Annotated in this window: 22 protein-coding genes and 1 pseudogene; 15 read left to right on the top strand and 8 right to left on the bottom strand. The window is 69.4% G+C overall.

What is annotated here, in order from left to right:
• Positions 1-35 precede the first annotated feature (35 nt).
• From ACIHAO_RS34655 to ACIHAO_RS34645, 3 genes are all read left to right on the top strand, one after another.
• Complete coding sequence (locus ACIHAO_RS34655; RefSeq protein WP_396565077.1) at positions 36-632, top strand: formylglycine-generating enzyme family protein; 597 nt, start codon at positions 36-38, stop codon at positions 630-632.
• 81 nt (positions 633-713) lie between these two features.
• Positions 714-977 (top strand): amphi-Trp domain-containing protein, encoded by a 264-nt coding sequence (locus ACIHAO_RS34650; protein WP_125677397.1) that lies wholly within the window; start codon positions 714-716, stop codon positions 975-977.
• Between the two features lie 76 nt (positions 978-1,053).
• Positions 1,054-1,611: a hypothetical protein gene (locus tag ACIHAO_RS34645; protein WP_396565074.1), complete on the top strand. Its 558-nt coding sequence runs from the start codon at positions 1,054-1,056 to the stop codon at positions 1,609-1,611.
• On the opposite strand, the gene ACIHAO_RS34640 is transcribed toward ACIHAO_RS34645, so the two are convergent.
• Positions 1,571-2,296 carry an SDR family oxidoreductase gene (locus ACIHAO_RS34640; protein WP_396565072.1) on the bottom strand — a complete coding sequence of 242 codons (726 nt, stop codon included), beginning with the start codon at positions 2,294-2,296 and terminating at the stop codon, positions 1,571-1,573. The genes ACIHAO_RS34645 and ACIHAO_RS34640 overlap by 41 nt on opposite strands.
• Positions 2,297-2,388: 92 nt before the next feature.
• On the opposite strand from ACIHAO_RS34640, the gene ACIHAO_RS34635 reads away from it, so the two are divergent.
• On the top strand, positions 2,389-3,072 hold the full coding sequence (locus ACIHAO_RS34635) for a TetR/AcrR family transcriptional regulator (protein WP_396565070.1): 684 nt from the start codon (positions 2,389-2,391) through the stop codon (positions 3,070-3,072).
• 25 nt (positions 3,073-3,097) lie between these two features.
• Here the strand turns inward: ACIHAO_RS34635 and ACIHAO_RS34630 are convergent, their stop codons facing one another.
• Together ACIHAO_RS34630 and ACIHAO_RS34625 are read right to left on the bottom strand one after the other, a co-directional pair.
• Complete coding sequence (locus tag ACIHAO_RS34630; RefSeq protein WP_396565068.1) at positions 3,098-3,955, bottom strand: fructosamine kinase family protein; 858 nt, start codon at positions 3,953-3,955, stop codon at positions 3,098-3,100.
• 74 nt (positions 3,956-4,029) lie between these two features.
• Positions 4,030-4,866, bottom strand: coding sequence for a helix-turn-helix domain-containing protein (locus ACIHAO_RS34625; protein ID WP_396565066.1), 837 nt, complete (start codon positions 4,864-4,866; stop codon positions 4,030-4,032).
• 57 nt (positions 4,867-4,923) lie between these two features.
• On the opposite strand from ACIHAO_RS34625, the gene ACIHAO_RS34620 reads away from it, so the two are divergent.
• Entirely contained in the window at positions 4,924-5,808 is an 885-nt protein-coding gene (locus tag ACIHAO_RS34620; protein ID WP_396565064.1) for an alpha/beta fold hydrolase, read from the top strand.
• Here ACIHAO_RS34620 and ACIHAO_RS34615 read toward each other — a convergent pair.
• Positions 5,784-6,161 (bottom strand): hypothetical protein, encoded by a 378-nt coding sequence (locus tag ACIHAO_RS34615; protein ID WP_125783015.1) that lies wholly within the window; start codon positions 6,159-6,161, stop codon positions 5,784-5,786. The two genes, ACIHAO_RS34620 and ACIHAO_RS34615, sit on opposite strands and share 25 nt — an antisense overlap.
• A gap of 162 nt (positions 6,162-6,323) precedes the next feature.
• Between ACIHAO_RS34615 and ACIHAO_RS34610 the strand changes: the two genes are divergently transcribed.
• A complete protein-coding gene (locus tag ACIHAO_RS34610; RefSeq protein ID WP_396565062.1) occupies positions 6,324-7,079 on the top strand; it encodes a thioesterase II family protein in 756 nt (251 codons plus the stop codon).
• Here the strand turns inward: ACIHAO_RS34610 and xylA are convergent.
• Positions 7,076-8,269 carry a xylose isomerase gene (xylA, locus tag ACIHAO_RS34605; protein ID WP_396565060.1) on the bottom strand — a complete coding sequence of 398 codons (1,194 nt, stop codon included), beginning with the start codon at positions 8,267-8,269 and terminating at the stop codon, positions 7,076-7,078. The genes ACIHAO_RS34610 and xylA overlap by 4 nt on opposite strands.
• 96 nt (positions 8,270-8,365) lie before the next feature.
• Between xylA and ACIHAO_RS34600 the strand changes: the two genes are divergently transcribed.
• The gene (locus ACIHAO_RS34600; RefSeq protein WP_396565058.1) at positions 8,366-9,541 is read left to right on the top strand and encodes an ROK family protein; all 1,176 of its coding nucleotides are present in this window, start codon (positions 8,366-8,368) and stop codon (positions 9,539-9,541) included.
• On the opposite strand, the gene ACIHAO_RS34595 is transcribed toward ACIHAO_RS34600, so the two are convergent.
• Together ACIHAO_RS34595 and ACIHAO_RS34590 are read right to left on the bottom strand one after the other, a co-directional pair.
• Positions 9,498-9,953 (bottom strand): hypothetical protein, encoded by a 456-nt coding sequence (locus tag ACIHAO_RS34595; protein ID WP_396565099.1) that lies wholly within the window; start codon positions 9,951-9,953, stop codon positions 9,498-9,500. The two genes, ACIHAO_RS34600 and ACIHAO_RS34595, sit on opposite strands and share 44 nt — an antisense overlap.
• Before the next feature lie 208 nt (positions 9,954-10,161).
• The gene (locus tag ACIHAO_RS34590) at positions 10,162-10,644 is read right to left on the bottom strand and encodes an Lrp/AsnC family transcriptional regulator (protein ID WP_125783005.1); all 483 of its coding nucleotides are present in this window, start codon (positions 10,642-10,644) and stop codon (positions 10,162-10,164) included.
• Between the two features lie 135 nt (positions 10,645-10,779).
• Between ACIHAO_RS34590 and pdhA the strand changes: the two genes are divergently transcribed.
• From pdhA to ACIHAO_RS34560, 6 genes and pseudogenes are all read left to right on the top strand, one after another.
• The gene (pdhA, locus tag ACIHAO_RS34585; RefSeq protein WP_396565055.1) at positions 10,780-11,868 is read left to right on the top strand and encodes a pyruvate dehydrogenase (acetyl-transferring) E1 component subunit alpha; all 1,089 of its coding nucleotides are present in this window, start codon (positions 10,780-10,782) and stop codon (positions 11,866-11,868) included.
• Positions 11,868-12,866, top strand: a complete 999-nt coding sequence (locus tag ACIHAO_RS34580; RefSeq protein WP_125783001.1) for an alpha-ketoacid dehydrogenase subunit beta — start codon at positions 11,868-11,870, stop codon at positions 12,864-12,866. The genes pdhA and ACIHAO_RS34580 overlap by 1 nt, the downstream gene beginning before the upstream one ends.
• Positions 12,859-14,043, top strand: a complete 1,185-nt coding sequence (locus ACIHAO_RS34575) for a dihydrolipoamide acetyltransferase family protein (protein WP_396565053.1) — start codon at positions 12,859-12,861, stop codon at positions 14,041-14,043. Before ACIHAO_RS34580 ends, ACIHAO_RS34575 begins: the two co-directional genes overlap by 8 nt.
• An 80-nt stretch (positions 14,044-14,123) precedes the next feature.
• Positions 14,124-15,509: pseudogene (locus tag ACIHAO_RS34570) on the top strand (MFS transporter); the annotation flags it as partial.
• A complete protein-coding gene (locus ACIHAO_RS34565; RefSeq protein ID WP_370305939.1) occupies positions 15,418-15,696 on the top strand; it encodes a VOC family protein in 279 nt (92 codons plus the stop codon). The pseudogene ACIHAO_RS34570 and the gene ACIHAO_RS34565, both read left to right, overlap by 92 nt.
• A gap of 72 nt (positions 15,697-15,768) precedes the next feature.
• A complete protein-coding gene (locus ACIHAO_RS34560) occupies positions 15,769-16,542 on the top strand; it encodes a PE-PPE domain-containing protein (protein ID WP_396565050.1) in 774 nt (257 codons plus the stop codon).
• 96 nt (positions 16,543-16,638) lie between these two features.
• On the opposite strand, the gene fusA is transcribed toward ACIHAO_RS34560, so the two are convergent.
• Positions 16,639-18,678: an elongation factor G gene (gene fusA / locus ACIHAO_RS34555; protein WP_396565048.1), complete on the bottom strand. Its 2,040-nt coding sequence runs from the start codon at positions 18,676-18,678 to the stop codon at positions 16,639-16,641.
• Positions 18,679-19,060: 382 nt separating this feature from the next.
• Here fusA and ACIHAO_RS34550 point away from each other — a divergent pair, with 382 nt between their 5' ends.
• Together ACIHAO_RS34550 and ACIHAO_RS34545 are read left to right on the top strand one after the other, a co-directional pair.
• Positions 19,061-20,080 (top strand): sigma-70 family RNA polymerase sigma factor, encoded by a 1,020-nt coding sequence (locus tag ACIHAO_RS34550; RefSeq protein ID WP_396565046.1) that lies wholly within the window; start codon positions 19,061-19,063, stop codon positions 20,078-20,080.
• A gap of 43 nt (positions 20,081-20,123) precedes the next feature.
• Entirely contained in the window at positions 20,124-20,867 is a 744-nt protein-coding gene (locus ACIHAO_RS34545; protein WP_396565044.1) for an isocitrate lyase/phosphoenolpyruvate mutase family protein, read from the top strand.
• Positions 20,868-21,159: the final 292 nt, after the last annotated feature.

Raw genomic sequence — 21,159 nt, 5'->3', positions numbered from 1 at the left:
CCGGTGGCCTCGGCCTGGGTAACATCGACCGGACCATGGAGATGATCACTGTGCCGCCAGGCGAGGTAACGCTTTCGGACCGGCGCACGCAGCGGAGCTGGGCTGTCGTTGTCGCGTCGTTCGTCCTCGCGCCGGTTCCGGTCACCCGCGAGCCCGGCCGGCTTCCCCTCGTCGACGTCTCGTGGCCGGACACCCTGCGACTCTGCAACGCCCTGTCCGAAGACGAAGGTCTCACTCCCGCTTATGAGCTGGATTCGTCGACCTGGGATCGATCCGCGAACGGCTACCGCCTGCCCACCGAAGCGGAATGGGAACACGCCTGCCGCGCCGGCACGACCGGCCCTCGCTACGGACCGCTCGACGATATCGCCTGGTACCGCGAGAACTCGGCGGAGTCCGTGCACGAAGTCGGCGGGAAGGCCCCCAACGCGTGGGGACTGCACGACATGCTGGGCAACGTCTGGGAATGGTGCTGGGACGTGTACGACGCCGAGGTGTACGGCGAATACCGGGTCCTGCGGGGCGGCGGCTGGTTCGACGAGCACTGGAGCTGCCGAGCCTCGGTACGGCGCCGCAGTCACCCGACGTTCCGTGTCGACGATGTCGGCTTCCGCCTCGCCCGGTCACTGTGACCCCGCCGACCGGACGCGATGATCACACGATTGAATGACGCCACGGACACCCGGCCAGGGTGTCGGACCCTGGAGGACACCGTGACCGGAACCGCTCCCCGAGACGTCGAACGCGTCTACTCCACCGCCGACGTCGTCGCGAAACTGCGCCGCCTCGCCGACGCTCTCGAGTCCGAGACCTCGTTCCGCATCCAGATCGCCGGGGAACGCTTCCGCGTCCCCGCCCGCGCGCAGTTCTCGATCGAGCACGAACGCGGTGACGGCGAAGAAGAGGTCGAGTTCCAGCTGAAGTGGAAGATCGAAGAAACCGACTCCGACGACGACTCCGAAGGCACCGTCGTCTGATCTTCTGTCCATAAAGGACTGGGGTGGGCTCGTGTTTCGTTGGCGGGCCCACCCGCTTCGTCACTACGGTTCGCCGGTGACCAAACGCTACGACCGCCGCGCGTTCGTCCTCGCGTACCTCGCGGCTCAGCCCGAATACTCGCAAGGGTTCACCGATGACCCATCCGAGTACAACGACGCCCTCGGTACTTACCGGAAACGGCTGCTCAAAGGGCTGGAATCGCTCTTCGCAATCGAACTGACCTGGGACGGCATTGCCGACAGGACCGACGGCTCCGCCCTGTTCATGCTGTTCACCAGCGCTGCCCGGAATCATCTGGCGGTCAAGGCATCGGGCTTCCTTGAAGGCGGATTGCTCATCAAGGTGCTGGGGCGGGCCGGACAGGACGTGCCCGTGCTCACTTCGATGAGCCGGAGCCTGGAACTGCGCGACAAGCTGTGGGAGTCCTACGTCGACACGATGGACCTGGTGCTCGGCATCCTCCTCGGAGAGCGTCGGACGCGGTGTTCACCTCGGACGACCTTCGCGGGATCGGAGTGGACGACACGGAACCACGGGAGTCGTGAGCGGTCGTCGGCCGTAGCGGTTCAGCTCACACGATGCCGCCGTTGGCACGGAGCACCTGGCCGTTGACCCAGCGGGCCGGGCCGGCGAGGAACGAGACGACCTCGGCGATGTCGGACGGGGTGCCGAGGCGTTCGAGCGGGGGCTGTGCCGCCATCCTCGCGATGGTCTCCTCGTCCTTGCCGTCCAGGAACAGCGCCGTGGCGGTCGGGCCGGGGGCGACCGCGTTCACGGTGATGTCGCGGCCGCGCAGTTCGCGGGCGAGGACGAGGGTGATCGCCTCGACCGCGCCCTTCGTGGCGGCATAGGCGGCGTACCCCGGGAGGGCGAGACCGAGCACCGACGTGGAGAAGTTGATGATCGCGCCGCCGTCGCGAACGCGGCGGGCGGCCTGCTGGTCGACCACGAAGGTGCCGCGGATGTTGGTGCGGTGCAAGCTGTCCAGCCGGTCGAGATCCAGTTCCGCCACCGGCGCGAGATACATGGTGCCCGCGGCGTGGACCACGACGTCGACACCGCCGAAGGTCTTCTCCGCGGTGTCGACCACGGCCGCGACGGCCTGCTCGTCGGCGACGTCGGCCTGTGCCGCGATCGCCTGACCTCCACCGTCGGTGATCGCCTCCACCGCGGCCTGTGCCTCGTCCTTGTCGCCGCCGTATACGACGACGACCGCGAATCCGTCGGACGCCAGCCGCTCGGCGCTCTGCCTGCCGATGCCCCGCGACCCACCGGTGACGATCGCTACCCGAGTCATGACGCGCTCCCATCAAGCGTTTCCGTTGCTAACCAGATCACCGTATCATCGATATCGAACCACTGCTACCTGATGAGTGTTATCGTCGATACATGACGTTGACGACGAAAGACCGGCTGGTCCGCGCGGCGGCGGAACTCCTGCGGGAAGGCGGACGAGACGCGTTGTCGACGCGTGCGGTCAGCGCCGCCGCCGGAGTTCAGGCGCCGACGCTCTACCGGACCTTCGGCGACAAGGACGGCCTTCTAGACGCGGTCGCGACGTATGGCTTCAAGAGCTACTTGGAGGGGAAACACGCCCTCGGCGAAACCGACGACCCGGTCCGCGACCTCCGGCGAGGCTGGGACCTGCACGTCGAGTTCGGCTTGCACCAGCCCGCTTTCTACCTGCTCATGTACGGCGAGCCCCGTGTCCGCGAAGCACGCCAGGAGGCAGACGCGATGCTCCGCCGCATCGTCGAACGCATCGCCGAGGCGGGCAGGCTGCGCGTCCCGGTCGAGCAAGCCGCGCAACTGGTGCACGCGACCGGGATGGGCGTGATCCTCTCCTTCCTCGCGAGCCCTCCGGGGCACCGCGATCCGGACGTGATCATCGCCGCGCGCGAACACGTGATCGCCGCGATCACCACCGACGGCGCGAAAGAGGATTCAGCCATCCCGAGCCGTGCGATCGCGCTCAAAGCCGCGCTCGAGAAGGAACAGGGAGACGTCCTGACCCCGGCCGAACACGCGATGCTCGCCGAATGGCTCGACCGGCTCGCCCGATCGAGCAAATGAGGTGAGCCGTGCCGACCGGCCGTCACTACCGGCCGACAGCCCTCGCCGCCGCGACCGCCTGCCCGGCATAGGACCGTCCGAAAAGGACGGTGTGGACGAGAAGCGGGAACAGCTGGTGCGCGCCGATCCGGCCGGTCCAGCCGTCGGCGAGCGGGGCGACTTCCTGGTAGGCGGCGAGCACCCGGTCGAGCAGTGGGCAGCCGAACAACTGGAGCATGGCCAGATCGGTCTCGCGATGGCCGCCGTGTGCGGCCGGGTCGATGATCGAGGCCTCGACAGCACCCCACAGCACGTTGCCGTTCCACAGGTCGCCGTGCAGGCGGGCCGGAGGTTCGGCCGGACCGGCGACCTCCGGGAGCCGCGCGCAAGCTTGCTCGATGACAGCGGTTTCGTCAGCGTTCAAAGTGCCTTCGTCGACCGCGCGGCGGACATAGGGCAGGATCCGGTGCTCGGCGTACCACCGCGGCCAGTCCTCCCCCGGAGTGTTCGCCATCGGGGCCAAGCCGATCCACGCGTCGACAGGCCCGTCCGGCGGCGCGGCGCCGAACGCGGGCGCTCCGGCCGCGTGCAACGCCGCGAGTCCCCTTCCCAGCCGCTCCGCCGCGTGATGTGTCGGCCGTCCACCGCCGACCAGTTCCGTGACCAGCCATTCGCCGTCGTGGCCGCGGACCTCGGGCACGCGCACGGCTCCAGGTGTATCCAGCCAACGCAGCCCCGCCGCCTCCGCGGCCGTCGCGGTCCGGGCATGACCCCGTTTGACGACCACCGTGTCGCCGCTGTCCAGCACCACTTCGGTCACTCCGCTGGAGAGACTCCTCTGCTCGGCGACGGCTCGTCCGGTGATCCGCGTGGCAGCCTCGGCAGGCGTCGAAACCAGGGTCATGCCCGCAACCTACCTCCGCCAATCGGGTGAACGCTCGTTGTACGGAGTGCTGTTTCGGGGAAATCCACGCGCTTTCACTTTTTTCGAGGGGAGAACGGTCCTGCCCCCACGAACAGCCCCGGTTTCCCGGCCTCCGTCGGGCTGCATCCCGTCAACGCCCGGAACTCGCGGATGAGATGCGCCTGGTCGCTGTAGCCGCCCGAATACGCGACGTCCGCCCACGAAAGGGATGGCTCCCGGCTCATCAGCGCCAGCACGCGATTGAGCCGGGCGATCCGCCCGACCGTGCGGGGATTCAGCCCGATCTGTTCACGGAACCGGCTGGTGAGATGCTGTCTGCTCCAGCCGATCTCGCCGGCGAGGGCGTCGACGCGGACCGGTCCGGCGGACAGCCGGTCCCACGCGTATCGGACGGGTGCCGCCAGTCCGGGACCGTGGGCGAGCCTCGCCGCCAGGTACTCGTCCAGTAGCCGGAAGCGCTCCGGCCAGTCCGGGGCCTCGGCCAGCTGTTCGGTCAAGAGCTCGACCGGCAGCAGGTCGGACGCCGCGATCGCCCCGTTCGTCAACTCCCGCAACGGGATCCCGAACAACGCGTACGAACCGAGCGGGGTCAGCGTGACGAGGATTCCGCGCGAAGCGCCGGACTGGTCCAAACGCAGCGGCCGGTCTCGCAACCCCAGCACGGGTGAATCCGGGATCCCCGGACCGCGATCCGGGGCTTCGAAGTCGATCATCCAGGTGAGCACGGACAGCGGGGTGACCTGCCAGGAGTTCGCGCCGGCGTCGGGGAGGTCGTGCGCGACGTAGCTCGACACGTGAGCGGCGAGGCGGGGATGCGGCCATCGGAGGATCCGCTCGCCGGGTGCGCGAAGGAGGTCCTGCCGCGGTGTCACGAGACCCCATCCGCCCATCCCGCCAGCTTACTTTCGTTCAAGACCGGGAACGCGGCTCCGCCTAACGTCCGGAGCATGACGAAAATCGGAGGTTTCAGGAATCCGGCGGCCGAGAAGCGTTATTTCGCCGCCTACGACCGCGCCATGGCCGAGTGCCCGGAGCCGGCTCACGTCTTCGACGTCGAGACACGGCATGGCAGCACCCGCGTCTACCGCTACGGCGATGGAGGCTCGCCGATCGCCCTCCTGCCGGGGCTGTCGGCGACTTCCGCCTGTTACGCGGCACTGCTTCCCGCTTTGGCGGAACGGCACGCGGTCTACGCGATCGACACCCTCGGCGAGGCGGGCCGAAGCGTGCAAAGGGCGCCGTTCAAGGACATCCGTGACCGCGCGAGCGCTCTCGACGACGTTTTCGAGTGCCTGGAGCTGTCCTCGGTGCATCTCGTCGGCGGTTCGACGGGCGGCTGGCACGCGGTCAACCAGGCGATCCACGCACCCGGCAGGCTCGCGTCCATCGCGTTGCTTGACGCGACCACCGTTTCGGCACCGTTCGCCCGGAAAGTGTTCTACTACGGCTTGCCCGCGGCATTACTCGACAGCGACCGTCTGTGGCGGCGTTTCGTGACGTGGTCCGCCGGGGAGGACATCCTCGACCAGCCCGCCGCCCAACTGGTGCTGGCGGGAATCCGGTGCTACCGCGCACGGGTGCCGTTCCAAGTCCTCCCCAGTGCGGAGGCGCTGCGGTCCATCGAAATTCCTGCCCTCGCCCTGTTCGGCGGCCGCAGCGCCGTACACGATTCGGCCGCGGCCGCCGCGAGACTCGAAAGCCTGCTCCCCCATGCCGACGTCGAAATCCTGCCGGACGCCGGGCACTATCTCCATCTCCGCCCGGAAGACCGCGACCTGATCATCAAGCGTGTCCTCGACTGGGCCGGTCAGGCGGCCCGTGCGCCGGAGTGACGGCGAGCGGCGGCCAGGCTGGCCCGGCACGCGGCGATCAGCTTGGCCGAGGCGGCGCTTTCGCCGTGGCCGCAGCGAGGACAGGACATCGTGACGTCGCCGGACAGTTCGTCGACGGAAACGGTCAACGCGGTCGCGCACGAACGACACCAGCGGTGCCGGGTGATCGGGTTGACGTGCAGCGGCGAAGCGACGCACTGGTGGATCCAGCGGCCGTGCACGTGACAGGTCAGGCGGTCGTCCGGGGCCAGGCGGCCGACGTCCTCCGCGTCGTCCTCCATCGCCAGCAGAACCGGCAGGGTGCGGCCCACCGGGTTCAGCCGCGTGGTCGAGGCCAGTGTCGTGGTGTTCATCGCTTTCTCCTTCCGGCTCTTAACAAGACGTCGAACGGGGGCCGCCAGATACGACACAGCCGGGCGGCCTTCTCGAAGCGAGCTCCCCCTGATGGGTGAATTGATCTTGGTCGAAGCCGAACCGTTACCCCATTCGGATTAACGGCGCGTATCTTTCGGATCATGAAGGCCGCATTCATTCCACTGTCCACATCAGACAGTCGCGGCCCCGGCCACCTGCTGTTTCCGCCCGCCGGCGGCACACTTCAGACCTTCGGTCCGCTCGCCGGGGCGGCGGACGCGGACGTCTGGGGCGTCGAATATCCCGGCCACGGGGATCGGCTCGCGGACACGCCTGCGTCCTCCCTCGAAGAACTCGCCACCCTCGTGGCCGGCGCGACATCGAAGGCCGGATTTTCCCGCTCCGTGATCATCGGTTTCGGAATGGGTGCCTTCGTCGCCTTGGAAACGGCTCAACGGCTGGGTGTCTCCCCGGGCGCGCTGATCGTCGTGGACGCGTGTGCCCCGCAGCGGCGCTCGCCGGAAAAGACCGCCAAGGCGGGCGCGTCCGCCATCGGCCGGGTGTTCGGCCGCACCGGCCTCACCCCGGTCGCGGGCTATCGGGATTCGCCCGAAGGCTGGGAGTACGCCCTGGATCTGCTGCTGGGCGACCTCCAAATGCTGAACGCCTACCGCGGGCCTGCCAGGACCCGGCTCTCGTGCCCGATCGCGGCGATACGCGGGACCGACGATCCCGCGTCCGCCTCGGGTGACGACGCGACGGGCGGCTGGCGAGTGTGGACTTCCGGTCCGTTCGTCGGCCGCGTCGTCCCCGGCGGGTACCTCGGTGTTCTCGAGCCCGGTCGCGAGGCTGAGTTCTGGGCGCGGATCCGCAGACTGCGAGCGGCCTTCCTCGGCGTCGAACCGGAAGTCGCCTAGCCAGGTGACGTCGTCCGGTTCTGGCGCGCCCCGGTGAGGTGTTCGAGGGCCAGCTGGGACAGGCGGATGAAACCGTAACCGCGCTCCGCCGCCTTGTCCGGGTCGAAATCCTCGAACGCCGATCGGTCCGCCAGCAGATCCGCCGCCGTCTCGCCCTCGTCGAGGGTCGGTGTCGCCAGCTCCGGGACGAGCGCGGCGTCGAGCGCGGCCCGCACCTCGGGATCGGCACGGAACGCCCGGGCACGTTCGGCGAACAGCAGGTAGCTGGCCATGTTGGCCTCGGCGCTGGCCCAGACGCCGTCCATGTTCTCCGTGCGCAGCGGCTTGTAGTCGAAGTGGCGCGGACCGTCGTAGCCGCCGTGCTCCAGCAGGTCGACCAGGAAGAACGACGACAGCACGTCGCCGTGGCCGAACACGAGGTCCTGGTCGAACCGCGGGCCGCGCTGGCCGTTGAGGTCGATGTGGAACAGCTTGCCCTGCCACAGGGCCTGCCCGATGCCGTGGACGATGTTGAGCCCGGCCATCTGCTCGTGCCCGACCTCGGGGTTCACGCCGACGATCTCGTGGTTGTCGAGCGTGGAGATGAACGCGAGCGCGTGCCCGATGGTCGGCAGCAGGATGTCGCCGCGAGGTTCGTTCGGCTTCGGTTCGAGCGCGAGCCGGAGGCCGTAGCCCTGGTCGATGACGTACTGGGCGAGGAAGTCGATGCCCTCGCGGTAGCGGTCCATCGCCGCGCGGACGTCTTTCGAAGCGTCGGTCTCGCTGCCTTCACGACCACCCCAGAGCACGAACGTCGACGCGCCCAATTCAGCGGCGAGGTCGAGGTTCCGCAGCACCTTGCGCAGGGCGTAGCGGCGGACTTCACGGTCGTTGCTGGTCAGGCCGCCATCCTTGAAGACCGGGTGGCTGAACAGGTTCGTGGTCACCATCGGGACGACGAGACCGGTCTCGTCGAGCGCGCCTTGGAAGCGTTTCAGCTGCCGCGCGCGCTCCGCGTCGGCCGAGCCGAACGGGATCAGGTCGTCGTCGTGGAAGGTGATTCCCCAGGCGCCGAGGTCCGAGAGACGGTGCACGGCTTCGACCGGGTCGAGCGGGGCCCGGCTCGCCGGGCCGAACATGTCGTTCGCCTGCCAGCCCACGGTCCACAACCCGAAGCTGAACTTGTCCTCACGCGTCGGTGCCTGAGCCATTTCGCCTCCACCAATTAGTTTGATGCCTGAACTTATCGACGGGAGACCCGGCGGGTCAAGCCTTTCGTTCAGGCATCGAACGAATACAATCGCGCGATGATCGGTACGCGTCCGGCGGGACAGCACACCGTGCGGCAGCACAACGCCGCCCTCGTCCTCGGCGCGATCGCGGACGGCCCAGGCACCTCACGGGCGGGCCTCGCCGCCGCCACCGGGCTCACGAAGGCCACCGTGTCGATCGTGGTCGACCGCCTGATCGCGGCGGACCTCGTGGCCGAAGGCGAGCCGGAACGCCGGACAGGCCCCGGCAGGCGCGGCACCGTCGTGTCGCTCTCCCCCGCCGGCCCGCACGGACTCGGCATCGAGATCGGCGTCGATTACCTGGCGTCCTGCCTCGTCGATCTGAACGGCACCGTCCGGGCGGAGGAGGTCCGATACGCGGACAACCGGACGCCTCGCGTTTTCCAGCGTGTGTCGGCGTTCCTGCGCAAGGCACGGAAGCAGGCGGACGCGCTGGGGGTGCCCGTCGGCGGCGTCGCTATCGCGGTTCCGGGCCTGGTCGAATCCGGCCTCGTGCGACTGGCCCCCAACCTGGGCTGGCGCGACGTCGACCTCGCGGACCGGCTCGGAGAGACGTTCACCGTCGCCAACGAAGCCAACTTCGCGGCGCTCGCCGAACTCTGGCACGGCTCGGCGTTGCCGGATTTCGTCCACGTGTCCGGCGAGATCGGGATCGGTGCGGGAATCGTGCTGGACCGCGCCCTGTTCGAAGGCGTCCGCGGCGCGGGCGGCGAGATCGGCCATCTGCCCGTGGCACCCGACGGCCCGCCGTGTTCCTGCGGCGCGAACGGCTGCCTGGAACGGATGGCGGGCCAGGAGGAGATCCTGCGGCTCGCGGGCGCGGAGACGGTCGACGATCTGGTCTCCGCGCTGGAATCCGGCGACGGGGCGGCTCTTTCCGCGGTCACCGCCGCCGCCGGCCATCTCGGCATCGGACTGTCCACCGTGGTCAACCTGATGGACGTCCCGGCGGTGGTGCTAGGCGGGACCTACGCGAGGCTCGAACCATGGCTGCGTGAGCCACTCCTCGCCGAACTGGAGCGCCGCGTGCCCAGCACGGCATGGTCCCCGGTGCGCGTCATCCGATCGTCGCTCGGCACGGGAGCCGCCGTACGCGGCGCCGCCGGCTCGGTGATCCGAGGCGTTCTCGCGGATCCGGAGCACTATCTCACGACTCACTGGCCATCCGATCAGGACGCTCGGGGCCGCTGACCCCGGGCAGCAGCGGCTCGATCGCCTGCGCCCGCCGCTCGATGTCGGGCCGCTGGGCGCGCCGCGCGTAGTCGATGAGGGCTTCGCGGTCGTCTCGCGGAAGCCAGCCCTGCTCGCTCCCGGTCTCCAGCCGCACGAGATACCGCACCAGCTCCACGGACTCCGCACCGAACTCCCGCATGCGGCGCGTCAGCAGTTCCGCCGCGCCGAGGTAGCCGTTGTTCCAGGCGTGGACCGCCAGCAACTGCGCCGTCGCCGCGAGGATGTCGCCGAGGTGGAACCCGCCCTCCGCGGCGAGATGCCCGGCGAGCCGGAAACTGCGTCTGCCCTCGCCGACCGGGCCCTCCTCACGAATCGCCTCGAGCAGAGCCCCGATCTGCCGCGTCAGATAATCCTGACCCGCGTCCTCCATGGTCACCGCATTCCTCCACCCGGTCGCCGCGATCGCAGGAAGGTGTCAATGGGGAGCACACCAGATACATCGAATGCCGAACCGTTGTCACCCGAATGGCCTGTCCGGCGGTGCGCCTCGGTCACCAGGGGGCAACAGCACCGCCCTCCGCCGTCGAACCCGCCTGTATTCGGCGGGTGGGCGGAGAGCGTTACAGCAGCCGGACCGATCACCACTCGCGAGGGGCGACGCCCGACTGCTCCTCGAAGATCAGCCACGTCCGCGTCGACCGCACACCGTCCAGTGCTTGCAGCCGCTCCAGGACCACATCCCGCAGCGAAGCGTTGTCGGGGGTACGCACCAGCAGCAGGATGTCGAAGTCGCCGCCGACGAGTGAAACGTGCTCGACGAACGGGATCTGCCGCAATTCGGCCGACATCGTGCGCCACGAGGTCTGCTCGACGGTGATCAGGATGTACGCGCTCGTTCCGAGTCCGGCGCGCCGCGGGTCGATCCGGGCGCCGAAGCCGGTGATGACGCCTTCGGACATCAGACGGTCCAGTCTCGCGTAGGCGTTGGTGCGCGAGATGTGCAGTCGTTCCGCAAGCGCGCGGACGGCGAGCCTGCCGTCGGCGGACAGCTCGGCGAGGATCGCGCGGTCGATGTCGTCGAGGGCAAGGACCGTTCGTCCCGGATCCCGGCCGTGAGCCACGCCACTACTGGACGGTTGGTCCGGCTGAACCGATTCCGAGGACAGTTTGTCGCCCATTTCGCGTACCTCTTGAACACTGGGACTCCGGAAACCACCATCTCAGCATCATATGTCTGTGAAAGGTGGTGCTGCGCCATGTCGCGGGAGACCTCTGCCGCCGCGTTGCTGCCGTCCGGAGTCCCGGTGCGGTTCCTCGCCGAGGACGGCACACGCGTCGACGAACACGGTCACTACTCCGAGCCGCCGTCCGAGCGGCTCGTCGAGGCCTACCGGCTGATGGTGCTCGGCCGCCGGTTCGACGCGCAGGCGACCGCGCTGACCAAACAGGGGCGCCTCGCGGTCTACCCGTCGAGTGCCGGCCAGGAGGCCTGCCAGGTCGCGAGCACGCTGGCCCTCACCGACGCGGATTGGCTCTTCCCGACCTACCGCGACTCCGTCGCGCTGGTCGCCCGCGGGCTCGAACCGGGCGAGATCCTGACGCTCCTTCGCGGCGACGCGCATTGTGGCTACGACCCCGCCAAGACCCGTGTCGCTCCGCAGTGCACCCCGCTGGCCACCCAGACCCTCCACGCGGCCGGGCTCGCCCACGCGATGCAGCGCCGCGGGGAGGACAGCGTCGCGTTCGCGCTCATCGGGGACGGCGCTACCAGTGAAGGCGACTTCCACGAGGCGCTCAACTTCGCGGCCGTGTTCAAGGCGCCCGTGGTGTTCTTCGTGCAGAACAACGGGTTCGCGATTTCGGTGCCGTTCGAGAAGCAGAGCGCCGCCCCCGCGCTGGCCTACAAGGGTGTCGGCTACGGCGTCCGCTCCGAGCAGGTCGACGGCAACGACGCCCTCGCGGTCCTCGCGGTGCTGGACGACGCTGTCGCGCACGCGCGCTCCGGCCTCGGGCCCGTCCTGGTCGAGGCGCACACCTACCGGATCGACGCGCACACCAACGCCGACGACGCCACCCGCTACCGCGACCAGGCCGAGGTCGAGAAGTGGCGCGCGGCCGACCCCGTCCGCCGCCTCGAAACCTACCTGACCAACGAGAACCTGTTGTCCGCGAACGATATCGAGCGATTCCGGGCCGAGGCGGAGACATTCGCCGCCGGGGTGCGCGACACCCTCAACGCCGACGTCGAGCCGGATCCAATGTCGCTGTTCGAGCACGTATACGCCGTTCCGACCCGCCAACTGGCCGCCCAGCGGGCGCTGGTCGCGGCCGAATTGGAGGCCTGATGACCGAGATCTCGATGGCTCAAGCCCTCAACGCCGCCTTGCGTGACGCGATCAAGGACGACGACCGTGTGCTGATCTTCGGCGAGGACGTCGGCCCGCTCGGCGGGGTGTTCCGGGTGACCGACGGCATCACCGCCGACTTCGGCGAGGAACGCTGTTTCGACACGCCGCTGGCCGAATCCGGCATCGTCGGCTTCGCGGTCGGGATGGCGATGGGCGGGTTCCGTCCGGTGGTCGAAATGCAGTTCGACGCCTTCGCGTACCCCGCGTTCGAGCAGATCACCTCGCATGTCGCGAAACTGCGGAACCGGACCCGGGGCGCGCTGTCGCTGCCGATGGTCATCCGGATCCCTTACGCGGGCGGGATCGGCGGCGTCGAGCATCACTGCGACTCGAGCGAGGCCTACTACACGCACACGCCCGGCCTGCGCGTCGTCACGCCCGGCACTCCCCAGGACGCCTACGACCTCCTGCGGGATTCGATCGACTCGCCGGATCCGGTGATCTTCCTCGAACCCAAATGCCGCTACTGGTCGAAAGAACCCGTGTCTTTCACCCGCGACGGCGCGGCCATGGACCGCGCGGTCGTCCGCCGCGAGGGCAAGGACGTCACGCTGATCGCGTACGGCCCGATGGTCGCCACCGCACTGGAGACGGCGGAGGCGGCGACCGCCGAGGGCTGGGACGTCGAGGTGGTCGACCTCCGGTCGCTGAGCCCGTTCGACGACGAGACCGTCACCGCTTCGGTGCGCCGCACCGGGCGCGCGGTCGTCGTCCACGAGGCGGCCGGGTTCGGCGGCTACGGCGCCGAGGTGGTCGCCAGGGTCACCGAACAGTGCTTCCATCAGCTGCACGCTCCCGTACTGCGCGTGACCGGACTCGACATCCCTTATCCGCCACCGAAGCTGGAGCGCCATCAGCTTCCGGACGTCGACCGGATCCTGGACACCGTCGCCCGGTTGCAGTGGCACGACGAACCGGTGGTGGCCGGTGCCTGACTTCCTGCTCCCGGACCTCGGCGAGGGGCTGACCGAGGCGTCGATCGTGAACTGGCTCGTCGCGGAAGGCGACACCGTCGGCGTCGACCAGCCCGTCGTCGAAGTGGAGACCGCGAAGGCCGCGGTCGAGGTGCCGGTGCCGTTCGCCGGTGTCGTCACCCGCCTCCACGGCGAACCCGGCCAGTCGCTGCCGGTCGGCGCTCCCCTGCTCACCATCGGCCCCGGCTTCACCGAACCCGGCGTGACGACGGCGAGTGAAGGCAGCGGCAACGTCCTCATCGGCTACGGCACGACCACCGCGACGAGACGCCGCCGGACGCGCACCGTCGTCGCGACTCCCGAGAAGCCGTCGAAAGCGCCGGGCGTGATCTCGCCGTTCGTCCGCAAGATGGCCACCGACAACAAGATCGACCTGACGAAACTGACCGGCACCGGCCCCGGCGGCATCATCCGGCGCGCCGACGTCGAAGCGGCGCTGACCGTCCCCGAATCGAGGGACGGCGAGAAGCGGATCCCGCTGACCGGGGTCCGCAAGGCGGTCGCCGACAAGCTGACGACCTCGCGACGCCAGATCCCCGAGGCGACGGTCTGGGTCGACGTCGACGCGACCGGACTCGTCGCCGCGCGGAAGTCGCTCAACGCCTCGGCACCGGACCGTCCGGTGAGCCTCCTCGGTCTCGTCGCCCGGTTCGCCGTCGCGGGCCTGCGGAAGTACCCCGAGCTGAACTCACGCGTCGAAGGCGACGAGATCGTCCAGCTACGGGACATCAACCTCGGTTTCGCCGCGCAGACCGACCGCGGGCTCGTCGTCCCGGTCGTCCGCGACGCGGGTTCGCTGTCCACAAGGGAGCTTTCGGCGGCGATTCGCGAACGGACCACACAGGCCAAGGAAGGCAAACCCGGCCCGGCGGGCGGGACCTTCACGATCAACAACTACGGCGTGTTCGGCGTCGACGGTTCCGCCGCGATCATCAACCATCCGGAGGCGGCGATCCTCGGCATCGGCCGGATCATCGACCGTGCCTGGGTCGTCGACGGCGCGCTGGTGGCGAGGAAGGTCTGCGAGCTGACCCTGGCGTTCGACCACCGGGTGTGCGACGGCGGGACCGCCGGCGGATTCCTCCGGTTCGTCGCCGACTGCGTCGAATCGCCGGTCACCGCGCTCGGGGAGCTCTGAGCGGGTCGCACAACCGCCGGTTGTGACTCGGCAACGACCCGTTGTTCGACTTGCGCGTCCCGGCTTGCTTTGATCTCGCGGTGGGTGGGAGATCGCTGGGGCGACGGTTCGGCTGGCTTTGGGCGGCGTACGCGGCGAGCGCTTTCGGAACCAGGTTCGCGTTCGACGCCTTCAGCCTGATCGCCATCGTGGCGCTGGGCGCGGGCACCACCGAGGTCTCGCTCCTGGCGGCGGCCGGGCTCGTCGTCGGCGCCGTGGTCGCGCTGCCGCTCGGCCCCTGGGTCGAGTTCCGCCGGAAACGTCCGGTGATGATCGCGATGGACCTAGTCCGCTGCGCGGCGCTGCTGACCGTCCCGGTGGCGTACGCGTTCGGGCTGCTCGGCTTCGGGCAGCTTCTCGCCGTGTCGGTCGTCGTCGCCGCGGCGGACATCACCTTCCTGGCGGCCGGCGGGGCTTTCCTGAAAACCCTGCTGCCGGCGGAAGATCTGCTGGTCGCGAACGCCCGGTTCGAATCGACGACCTGGACGGCGACCGTGCTCGGCCCGCCGCTCGGCGGTTTCGCCGTCGGCCTGTTCGGACCGGTGAGCACGATCGCCGCCGACGCGGTCAGCTATCTGCTCTCGGCACTCGGCATCCGCGCGGTCGGCGGTTCGGAACCGCCACCCGCGAGGCCGGAAGGTCCTCGGCTGACCGGCCGCGACCTGCGGGAAGGATGGCGATTCATCCTCACCCATCCGTTGCTGCGGCCCCTGTTCGTCAACACGATCGTGGTCAACGGCCTGATCATGGCCACCGCGCCGCTGATGGCCGTCCTGATGCTCGGGCAGCTCGGTTTCGCTCCTTGGGAGTACGCGGTGGCCTTCGCCGTGCCCTGCCTCGGCGGGCTGATCGGTTCGAGACTCTCCCGGACCATGGTCGCCCGGTACGGCCGGGACAGGGTTCTCTTCGTCGCCGGTTGGCTGCGGATCTGCTGGCCCGTCGGGCTCGTCTTCATCCAGCCCGGTGTTCCCGGGCTGATCCTGGTCATCGTCGTCGAACTCTGCCTGATCACCTGCATCGGCGTGTTCAACCCGGTGCTCGCCACCAGCAGGCTCGAAATGGTGCCCCTCGACCGCGCGGCGCGCACGCTTTCGGCCTGGTCGATCGCCGGAAAACTCACCACCGCGGCCCTGACCGCGCTGTGGGGGCTGCTCGCCGCGTTCACCGGTCCGCGTGCCGCGGTCGGTATCGCCGGGGCGCTCATGCTCGCGACGCCGATCCTGCTCCCCCGAAACCGTCGGAGGGCTGTGCCAGTATCGGCGCATGCCGATCAAGAGAGTGGTAGCCGACCTCGAGACCAAGTCACTTGAGCAGGCGAAAGCCTTTTACGAGCGGGTGCTCGGCTTCGAAGTGGTGATGGATCACGGCTGGATCGTGACCCTGGCCGATCCGGATCGTCCGGAGGTGCAGCTGAGTCTCATGACCCACGACGAAACGGCGCCCGTCGTCCCTGCCGTCTCGATCCAGGTGGACGACGTCGACGCGGCGTACGAGGAGGCGAAGGCGTCCGGCGCCGAGATCGTGCACGAACTGACCGACGAGCCGTGGGGCGTCCGGCGGTTCTTCGTGCGTGACCCCGGCGGTCACGTGGTCAACGTGCTGTCGCATCGCTGAAGGCCGTTTCATCAGAATTTCATGACGCATCCCTAGCGTTCGAACACGCACCGTAATCGAACGGAAGGGACGATGAATGTGAAGAAACTCAGGGGGGTCCTGGCGGCGGCCGCGCTGGCCGCCGGGCTGATCGGCGTCACCGCGCCGGTTGCTCAGGCCGACCAGGCGCGGTACTACATCCTCATCGGCGGCACCTGCGATGGAGCCGCGACCGTCTACAACGACGCCTGGTTGCGAGGCGGGATCCGGAAGGTGGTCCACTACCCGGCTGGGGCCGCCGGAGCACCGAACTGCGACCAGACGCCGATGGACCAGAGCGTCGCGCGCGGGCACGAAGAAGCCCGCCGTGTCGTCCAGAGCTCCTTCGACGAGAACCCCGGCGCGGAATTCACCGTCGTCGGCTACTCGCAGGGCGCGCTGGTCGCGAACCTGGTGCTGAACGACATCGCCGACGGGAAACTGGCCGTGGACAGGTCACGGTTCAGGGCGAAGATCTTCGCCGACCCGATGCAGCCCGTCGGTCCGCCGGGACGCGGGATCAGCGCGGTGCTCCCGCCGGGCACCGGGGCGCCGTCGCCGTTCGGCGGCTACGTGTCGTTCGGGCCCGGCCGCACCGACTTCGGCGGTATCCCGTTCATTCGCTACTGCATCGAGACCGACGGCGTCTGCCACTTCGACACCATCGAAGCGCCGGGCGGGTACTTCGCCCAGCACCTGTGTTACCAGTGGGCCCGGCCGGCCGATCACCGCTCGATCATGGAGGACACGATCGCGGACGGCGTGTACACCAACGGGTCGCACGCGTTGCCGCGGCAGAACTGCCGTCCGCCGTGGCCGGTGGCGTGACCGGCTGAAGACGGCTGCCGCCCGGCGCCCGATCGCCGGGTGACAGCGGTTCGGGCGATGGCCCGCCCACAGTGTCGTGGGCGGGCCATCGTCGATCTACCGGGCCGGCTGCCCCTCCGGTGCCGGGGCGTGGCCGGTCGGCCGGGCGGTGAACGTGCCCCGGCCCTGGGTCCGGCTGCGCAGCCGCGTCGCGTAGCCGAACAGTTCGGCCAGCGGCACGGTCGCGGTGACCACGGTCGTTCCCGCGCGCACCGCCGACCCCAGCACCCGGCCGCGCCGGGCGGCGAGGTCGCCGAGCACCACGCCGACGGCGCTTTCGGGCACGGTGACGGTCACTTCGGCCACCGGCTCCAGCAACGTCATCGCACCGGCGCGCAACGCCTCCCGGAGCGCGAACCGCCCGGCCGTCCGGAACGCCATCTCCGACGAGTCCTTCGAGTGGGTGGCCCCGTCGGTCAGCGTGACCCGGACACCCGTCACCGGATGCCCGCCGAGCGGACCTTCCGCCAGCGCGTCACGGCAACCCGCTTCGACGGCGCGGACGTATTCCCGCGGCACCCGGCCACCGACCACAGTGGACTCGAACTCGAATTCCCCGTCCGCCAGCGGTTCCGTGTCGATGACGACGTGGGCGAACTGCCCGGCGCCACCGTCCTGTTTGACGTGCCGGTAGACGAAACCGGAAACACCGCGCGCGACGGTCTCGCGGTAGGCGACGCGAGGCCGCCCGACGCCGACGTCGAGCCCGTGGTCGCGCCGGATCTTCTCCACCGCCACCTCCAAATGCAGTTCACCCATTCCCGAGAGCAGGGTCTGGCCGGTTTCGCGATCGGTCCGGATGACCAGCGACGGGTCCTCCTCGACCAGCCGCGCCAGCGCCGACATCAGCCGTTCCGTGTCCGTTCCCGTGCGTGCCTCGACGGCGACCGACACGACCGGATCGGCCACGACGGGCGGCTCGAGCAGGAGCGGCGCCGACGGCGTGCACAATGTCGCGCCGGCACGCGCCGTCTTCAGCCCGACCACCGCGACGATGTCGCCCGCGACGGCACTGTCCACCCTGGTGTGCCGGTCCGCCTGGACCCGCAGGATGCGGCCGACACGCTCGATCCGGCCGCTGCCCACGTCCATCACCGCCTCCGAAGTCCGGATCGTGCCCGAATACACCCGCAGGTACGTCAACCGCCCGGTGGCGGTCGACGTCACCTTGAACACCAGTGCCGCGAACGGTGCCGACGGATCGGCGGGCCGTTCGTGAGCCGTCCCTTCGTACTCACCCCGGACCGGCGGGACATCCGACGGCGAGGGCAGATACGCCACGACGGCTTCCAGCAGCGGCTCGACACCACGGTTGCGGTAGGCCGAGCCGCACAGCACCACGACGCCTTCCCCGGTGCGGGTCAGCTCGCGCAGCGCCGAGACCAGCGTCTCCGCCGAAACCGCGGACGACTCGCAGAATTCGTCCAGCGCGGCCGGATGGAGGTCCGCCACGGCCTCTTCGAGCAGACGGCGACGCCGGTTCGCTTCGTCCACAAGGGACTCCGGAACCGGTCCTTCCTCGGCTTTCTCGCCGCCGTCGGCCCAAATGAGCGACCGCATCCGCAGCAGGTCGACGACGCCCGCGAAACCGTCTTCCGCCCCGATCGGCAGCTGGACCACCAGCGGACGCGGATGCAGCCGCTCCCGGATGGATTCCACGGCCGCGTCCAGGTCGGCGCCCGCGCGGTCGAGTTTGTTGACGAACGCGATCCGCGGTACGCCGTGCCGGTCCGCTTGGCGCCACACCGATTCGCTCTGTGGTTCGACCCCCGCGACGCCGTCGAACACCGCGATGGCGCCGTCGAGGACCCGGAGCGACCGTTCGACCTCGTCGGAGAAGTCGACGTGACCGGGGGTGTCGATCAGGTTGACGAGATGGCCGTCCCACGAGCAGCTGACGGCGGCGGCGAAAATGGTGATGCCACGGTCTCGCTCCTGGGAATCGAAGTCGGTCACGGTCGTGCCGTCATGGACCTCACCGCGTTTGTAGGTGGTGCCGGTGGCGTACAGGATCCGTTCGGTCAGGGTGGTCTTGCCCGCGTCGACATGGGCGAGAATGCCCAGATTGCGGACGGCGGACAGGGGGACGGTGCGCATGGCGCGGGCCTTTCGAAAGTGATCTCCGGAGCTCGGACTGCGCGATTCGGGCGAACGCGGGCAGGCGCCCTCGCCGTCGCGGGGCGACGGGAACGAGGGCGCGAAAGGTCAGGCGTTCGTCAACGGGCCGGTGCTAGCCGCGCGGCAGGCACCGGGTGCGCGGAGACACGAGGATCACCTCGTAGCGGGCCGAGGGGACGACGACGGCGTGGTGATGACGCACGGTCCTGTCCTTCCTCGCCGGGATGATTCGCGGCGAGTGTAACCACCGGAGACGCGGGCCGGGAACCGATTTTCCGCGGATTCGGCGGAGACCGACCAGTTTCCGGCGACGGCGGTGTCCATCCTTGTCGAGGGACACCACAGGAGAAAGGAACCGGGCATGGGGGCGGACGAGCTGCTGAGCTTGGCGAAAACCGGTGACGGCGAGGCGTTCCGAGACCTCGTCGCGCCGTATCGCCGTGAACTGCAGGTGCACTGCTACCGCATCCTGGGCTCCGTGCAGGACGCCGAGGATCTGCTGCAGGAGACGTTGCTGGCCGCGTGGCGCGGGATCGACGCGTATGAGGAACGCGCGTCCGTGCGAACCTGGCTGTACCGGATCGCGACCAACCGCTGCCTCAACGCGCTGCGGGCGGGCGGCCGCCGCCCGCACGACAACGCGGCCTACCGACCGGAGGTCCCGTTGCCCGAGCCGTCGCGCCGCCGCCCGGAACCCAGCTGGCTGGAGCCCTGCCCCGACGTCCTGCTCGACGGGATCGCCGATCAGATGCCCGGCCCGGAGGCACGCTACGAGACCAGGGAATCGATCTCGCTCGCGTTCCTGGCGGCACTCCAGCAACTTCCGCCGAGGCAGCGGGCCGTGCTGGTGCTGCGGGACGTCCTCGGGTTCCGCGCCGCCGAGGCGGCGGGCATCCTCGGCACCACGGAGAACGCCGTGACCAGCGCGCTGAACCGGGCGCGTTCGGCGCTGGCCAAGGAGATGCCGGGCGGCGGACGCGAGACCGCTCCCCTGCCGGATTCGCCGCGCGAACGCCAGATCGTCGACGAGTTCGCCCGCGCCTTCGAGACCGGCGACGTCGAGGCCATCGTCGCGCTGCTGACCGACGACGCGTGGCTGACCATGCCCCCGCTTCCCTTGGAGTACCAGGGTCCGGACGCCGTCGGGCACTTCCTGGCGACCGTCGCCCTCCGCGACGGCCGCCGGTACTCGCTGATCCCGACCCGCGCGAACGGTCAACCCGCCTTCGGTTGCTACCTCCGTGATCCGAGGACGCCGATCGGGCACGCGCACGGCGTGCTCGTGCTGGAACTGGCAGGCGACCGGATCACCGCGGTGACCCGGTTCCTCGACAACTCACTGCTCGCCGCCTTCGGGCTTCCCCGCTCGCTGCGCGGCTGATCCCGCGTTCTTCCATGACCCCGTACCGATCGAGGAGAAACCGATGACCGACCTGAACGCTCTCGCCGAAGCACTCCGCTCCCTGCACAGCGGGGAAATGCTCGTCCTGCCGAACGTCTGGGACGCGGCGAGCGCCGAAGTCGTGGCGGAAGCGGGTTTTCCCGCGATCGCCACCGCCAGCGCCGCCGTCTCGGCGATGCTCGGCTACCCCGACGGCGAAGGCGCGCCGTGGCAAGAGATGTTCGCGGCGGCGGGCCGGGTCGCCCGCGCGGTGTCGTTGCCGGTCACCGTGGACGCGGAAACGGGTTACGGCCTGGCGCCGCGGGAGTTCGTGGACCGGCTCCTGGAGACCGGCGCCGTCGGCTGCAACCTGGAGGACACCGATCACCGGACCGGCAAGCTGACCGACGCCGCCGAGCACGCCCAGCGGCTCGCGGACATCCGCTCGGCCGCGACGGAGGCCGGCGTCCCGATCGTCGTCAACGCCCGGGTCGACGCGTTCCTCGGTGACCGCGGGATCCCGGAGCCGGAAAGGCTTGCCGAGGCCATCCGGCGGGGCAGGCTCTACCGAGAGGCCGGGGCCGACTGCGTGTACCCGATCGGGGTGCGACGCCGTGACGACATCGCCGCGCTGGTCACCGAACTCGCGTGTCCGGTGAACGGCAACGTCGGCGAGGAACTGGACCTGGCCGGGCTCCGGGAACTCGGCGTGGCACGGGTTTCGTACGGCCCACGCTTCTATCGCGCGGCGCTGGAGGGTTTCCGGACGGCCATCGAGAAGCTGTAGCCGCTGATCGGCCGGGCCGGGTGGTCGTGAGTGGCGGCGCTTTTTGCGTGAAGTACATGAAGGCCCCCTTGCTTGCGCCTAGTGTCCCGAGTCGGAAGTTCGTGTGGTGATTCGGCGTGGTGCCGGAGGATCTTGTTGTTGCTTCGCGCGGTGAAGATGCTGTCGCCTGAGGCCGTGAGCATTCCGCTGACTTCATGGTGTCGGGTCGCGGGGGTTCGCTTGTGGGCTGTGGGGTGACCGTGTCGCGAAAGCCACTTTCGCGACCCCAGGCGTCGCGAAAGTGGCTTTCGCG

Origin of the sequence: Amycolatopsis sp. NPDC052450, assembly GCF_044547565.1 — a bacterium.
In the GTDB taxonomy this organism is placed as follows: domain Bacteria; phylum Actinomycetota; class Actinomycetes; order Mycobacteriales; family Pseudonocardiaceae; genus Amycolatopsis.
Note: the sequence above shows the minus strand (reverse complement) of the source record. Positions and strands in the feature narration are given on the sequence as shown.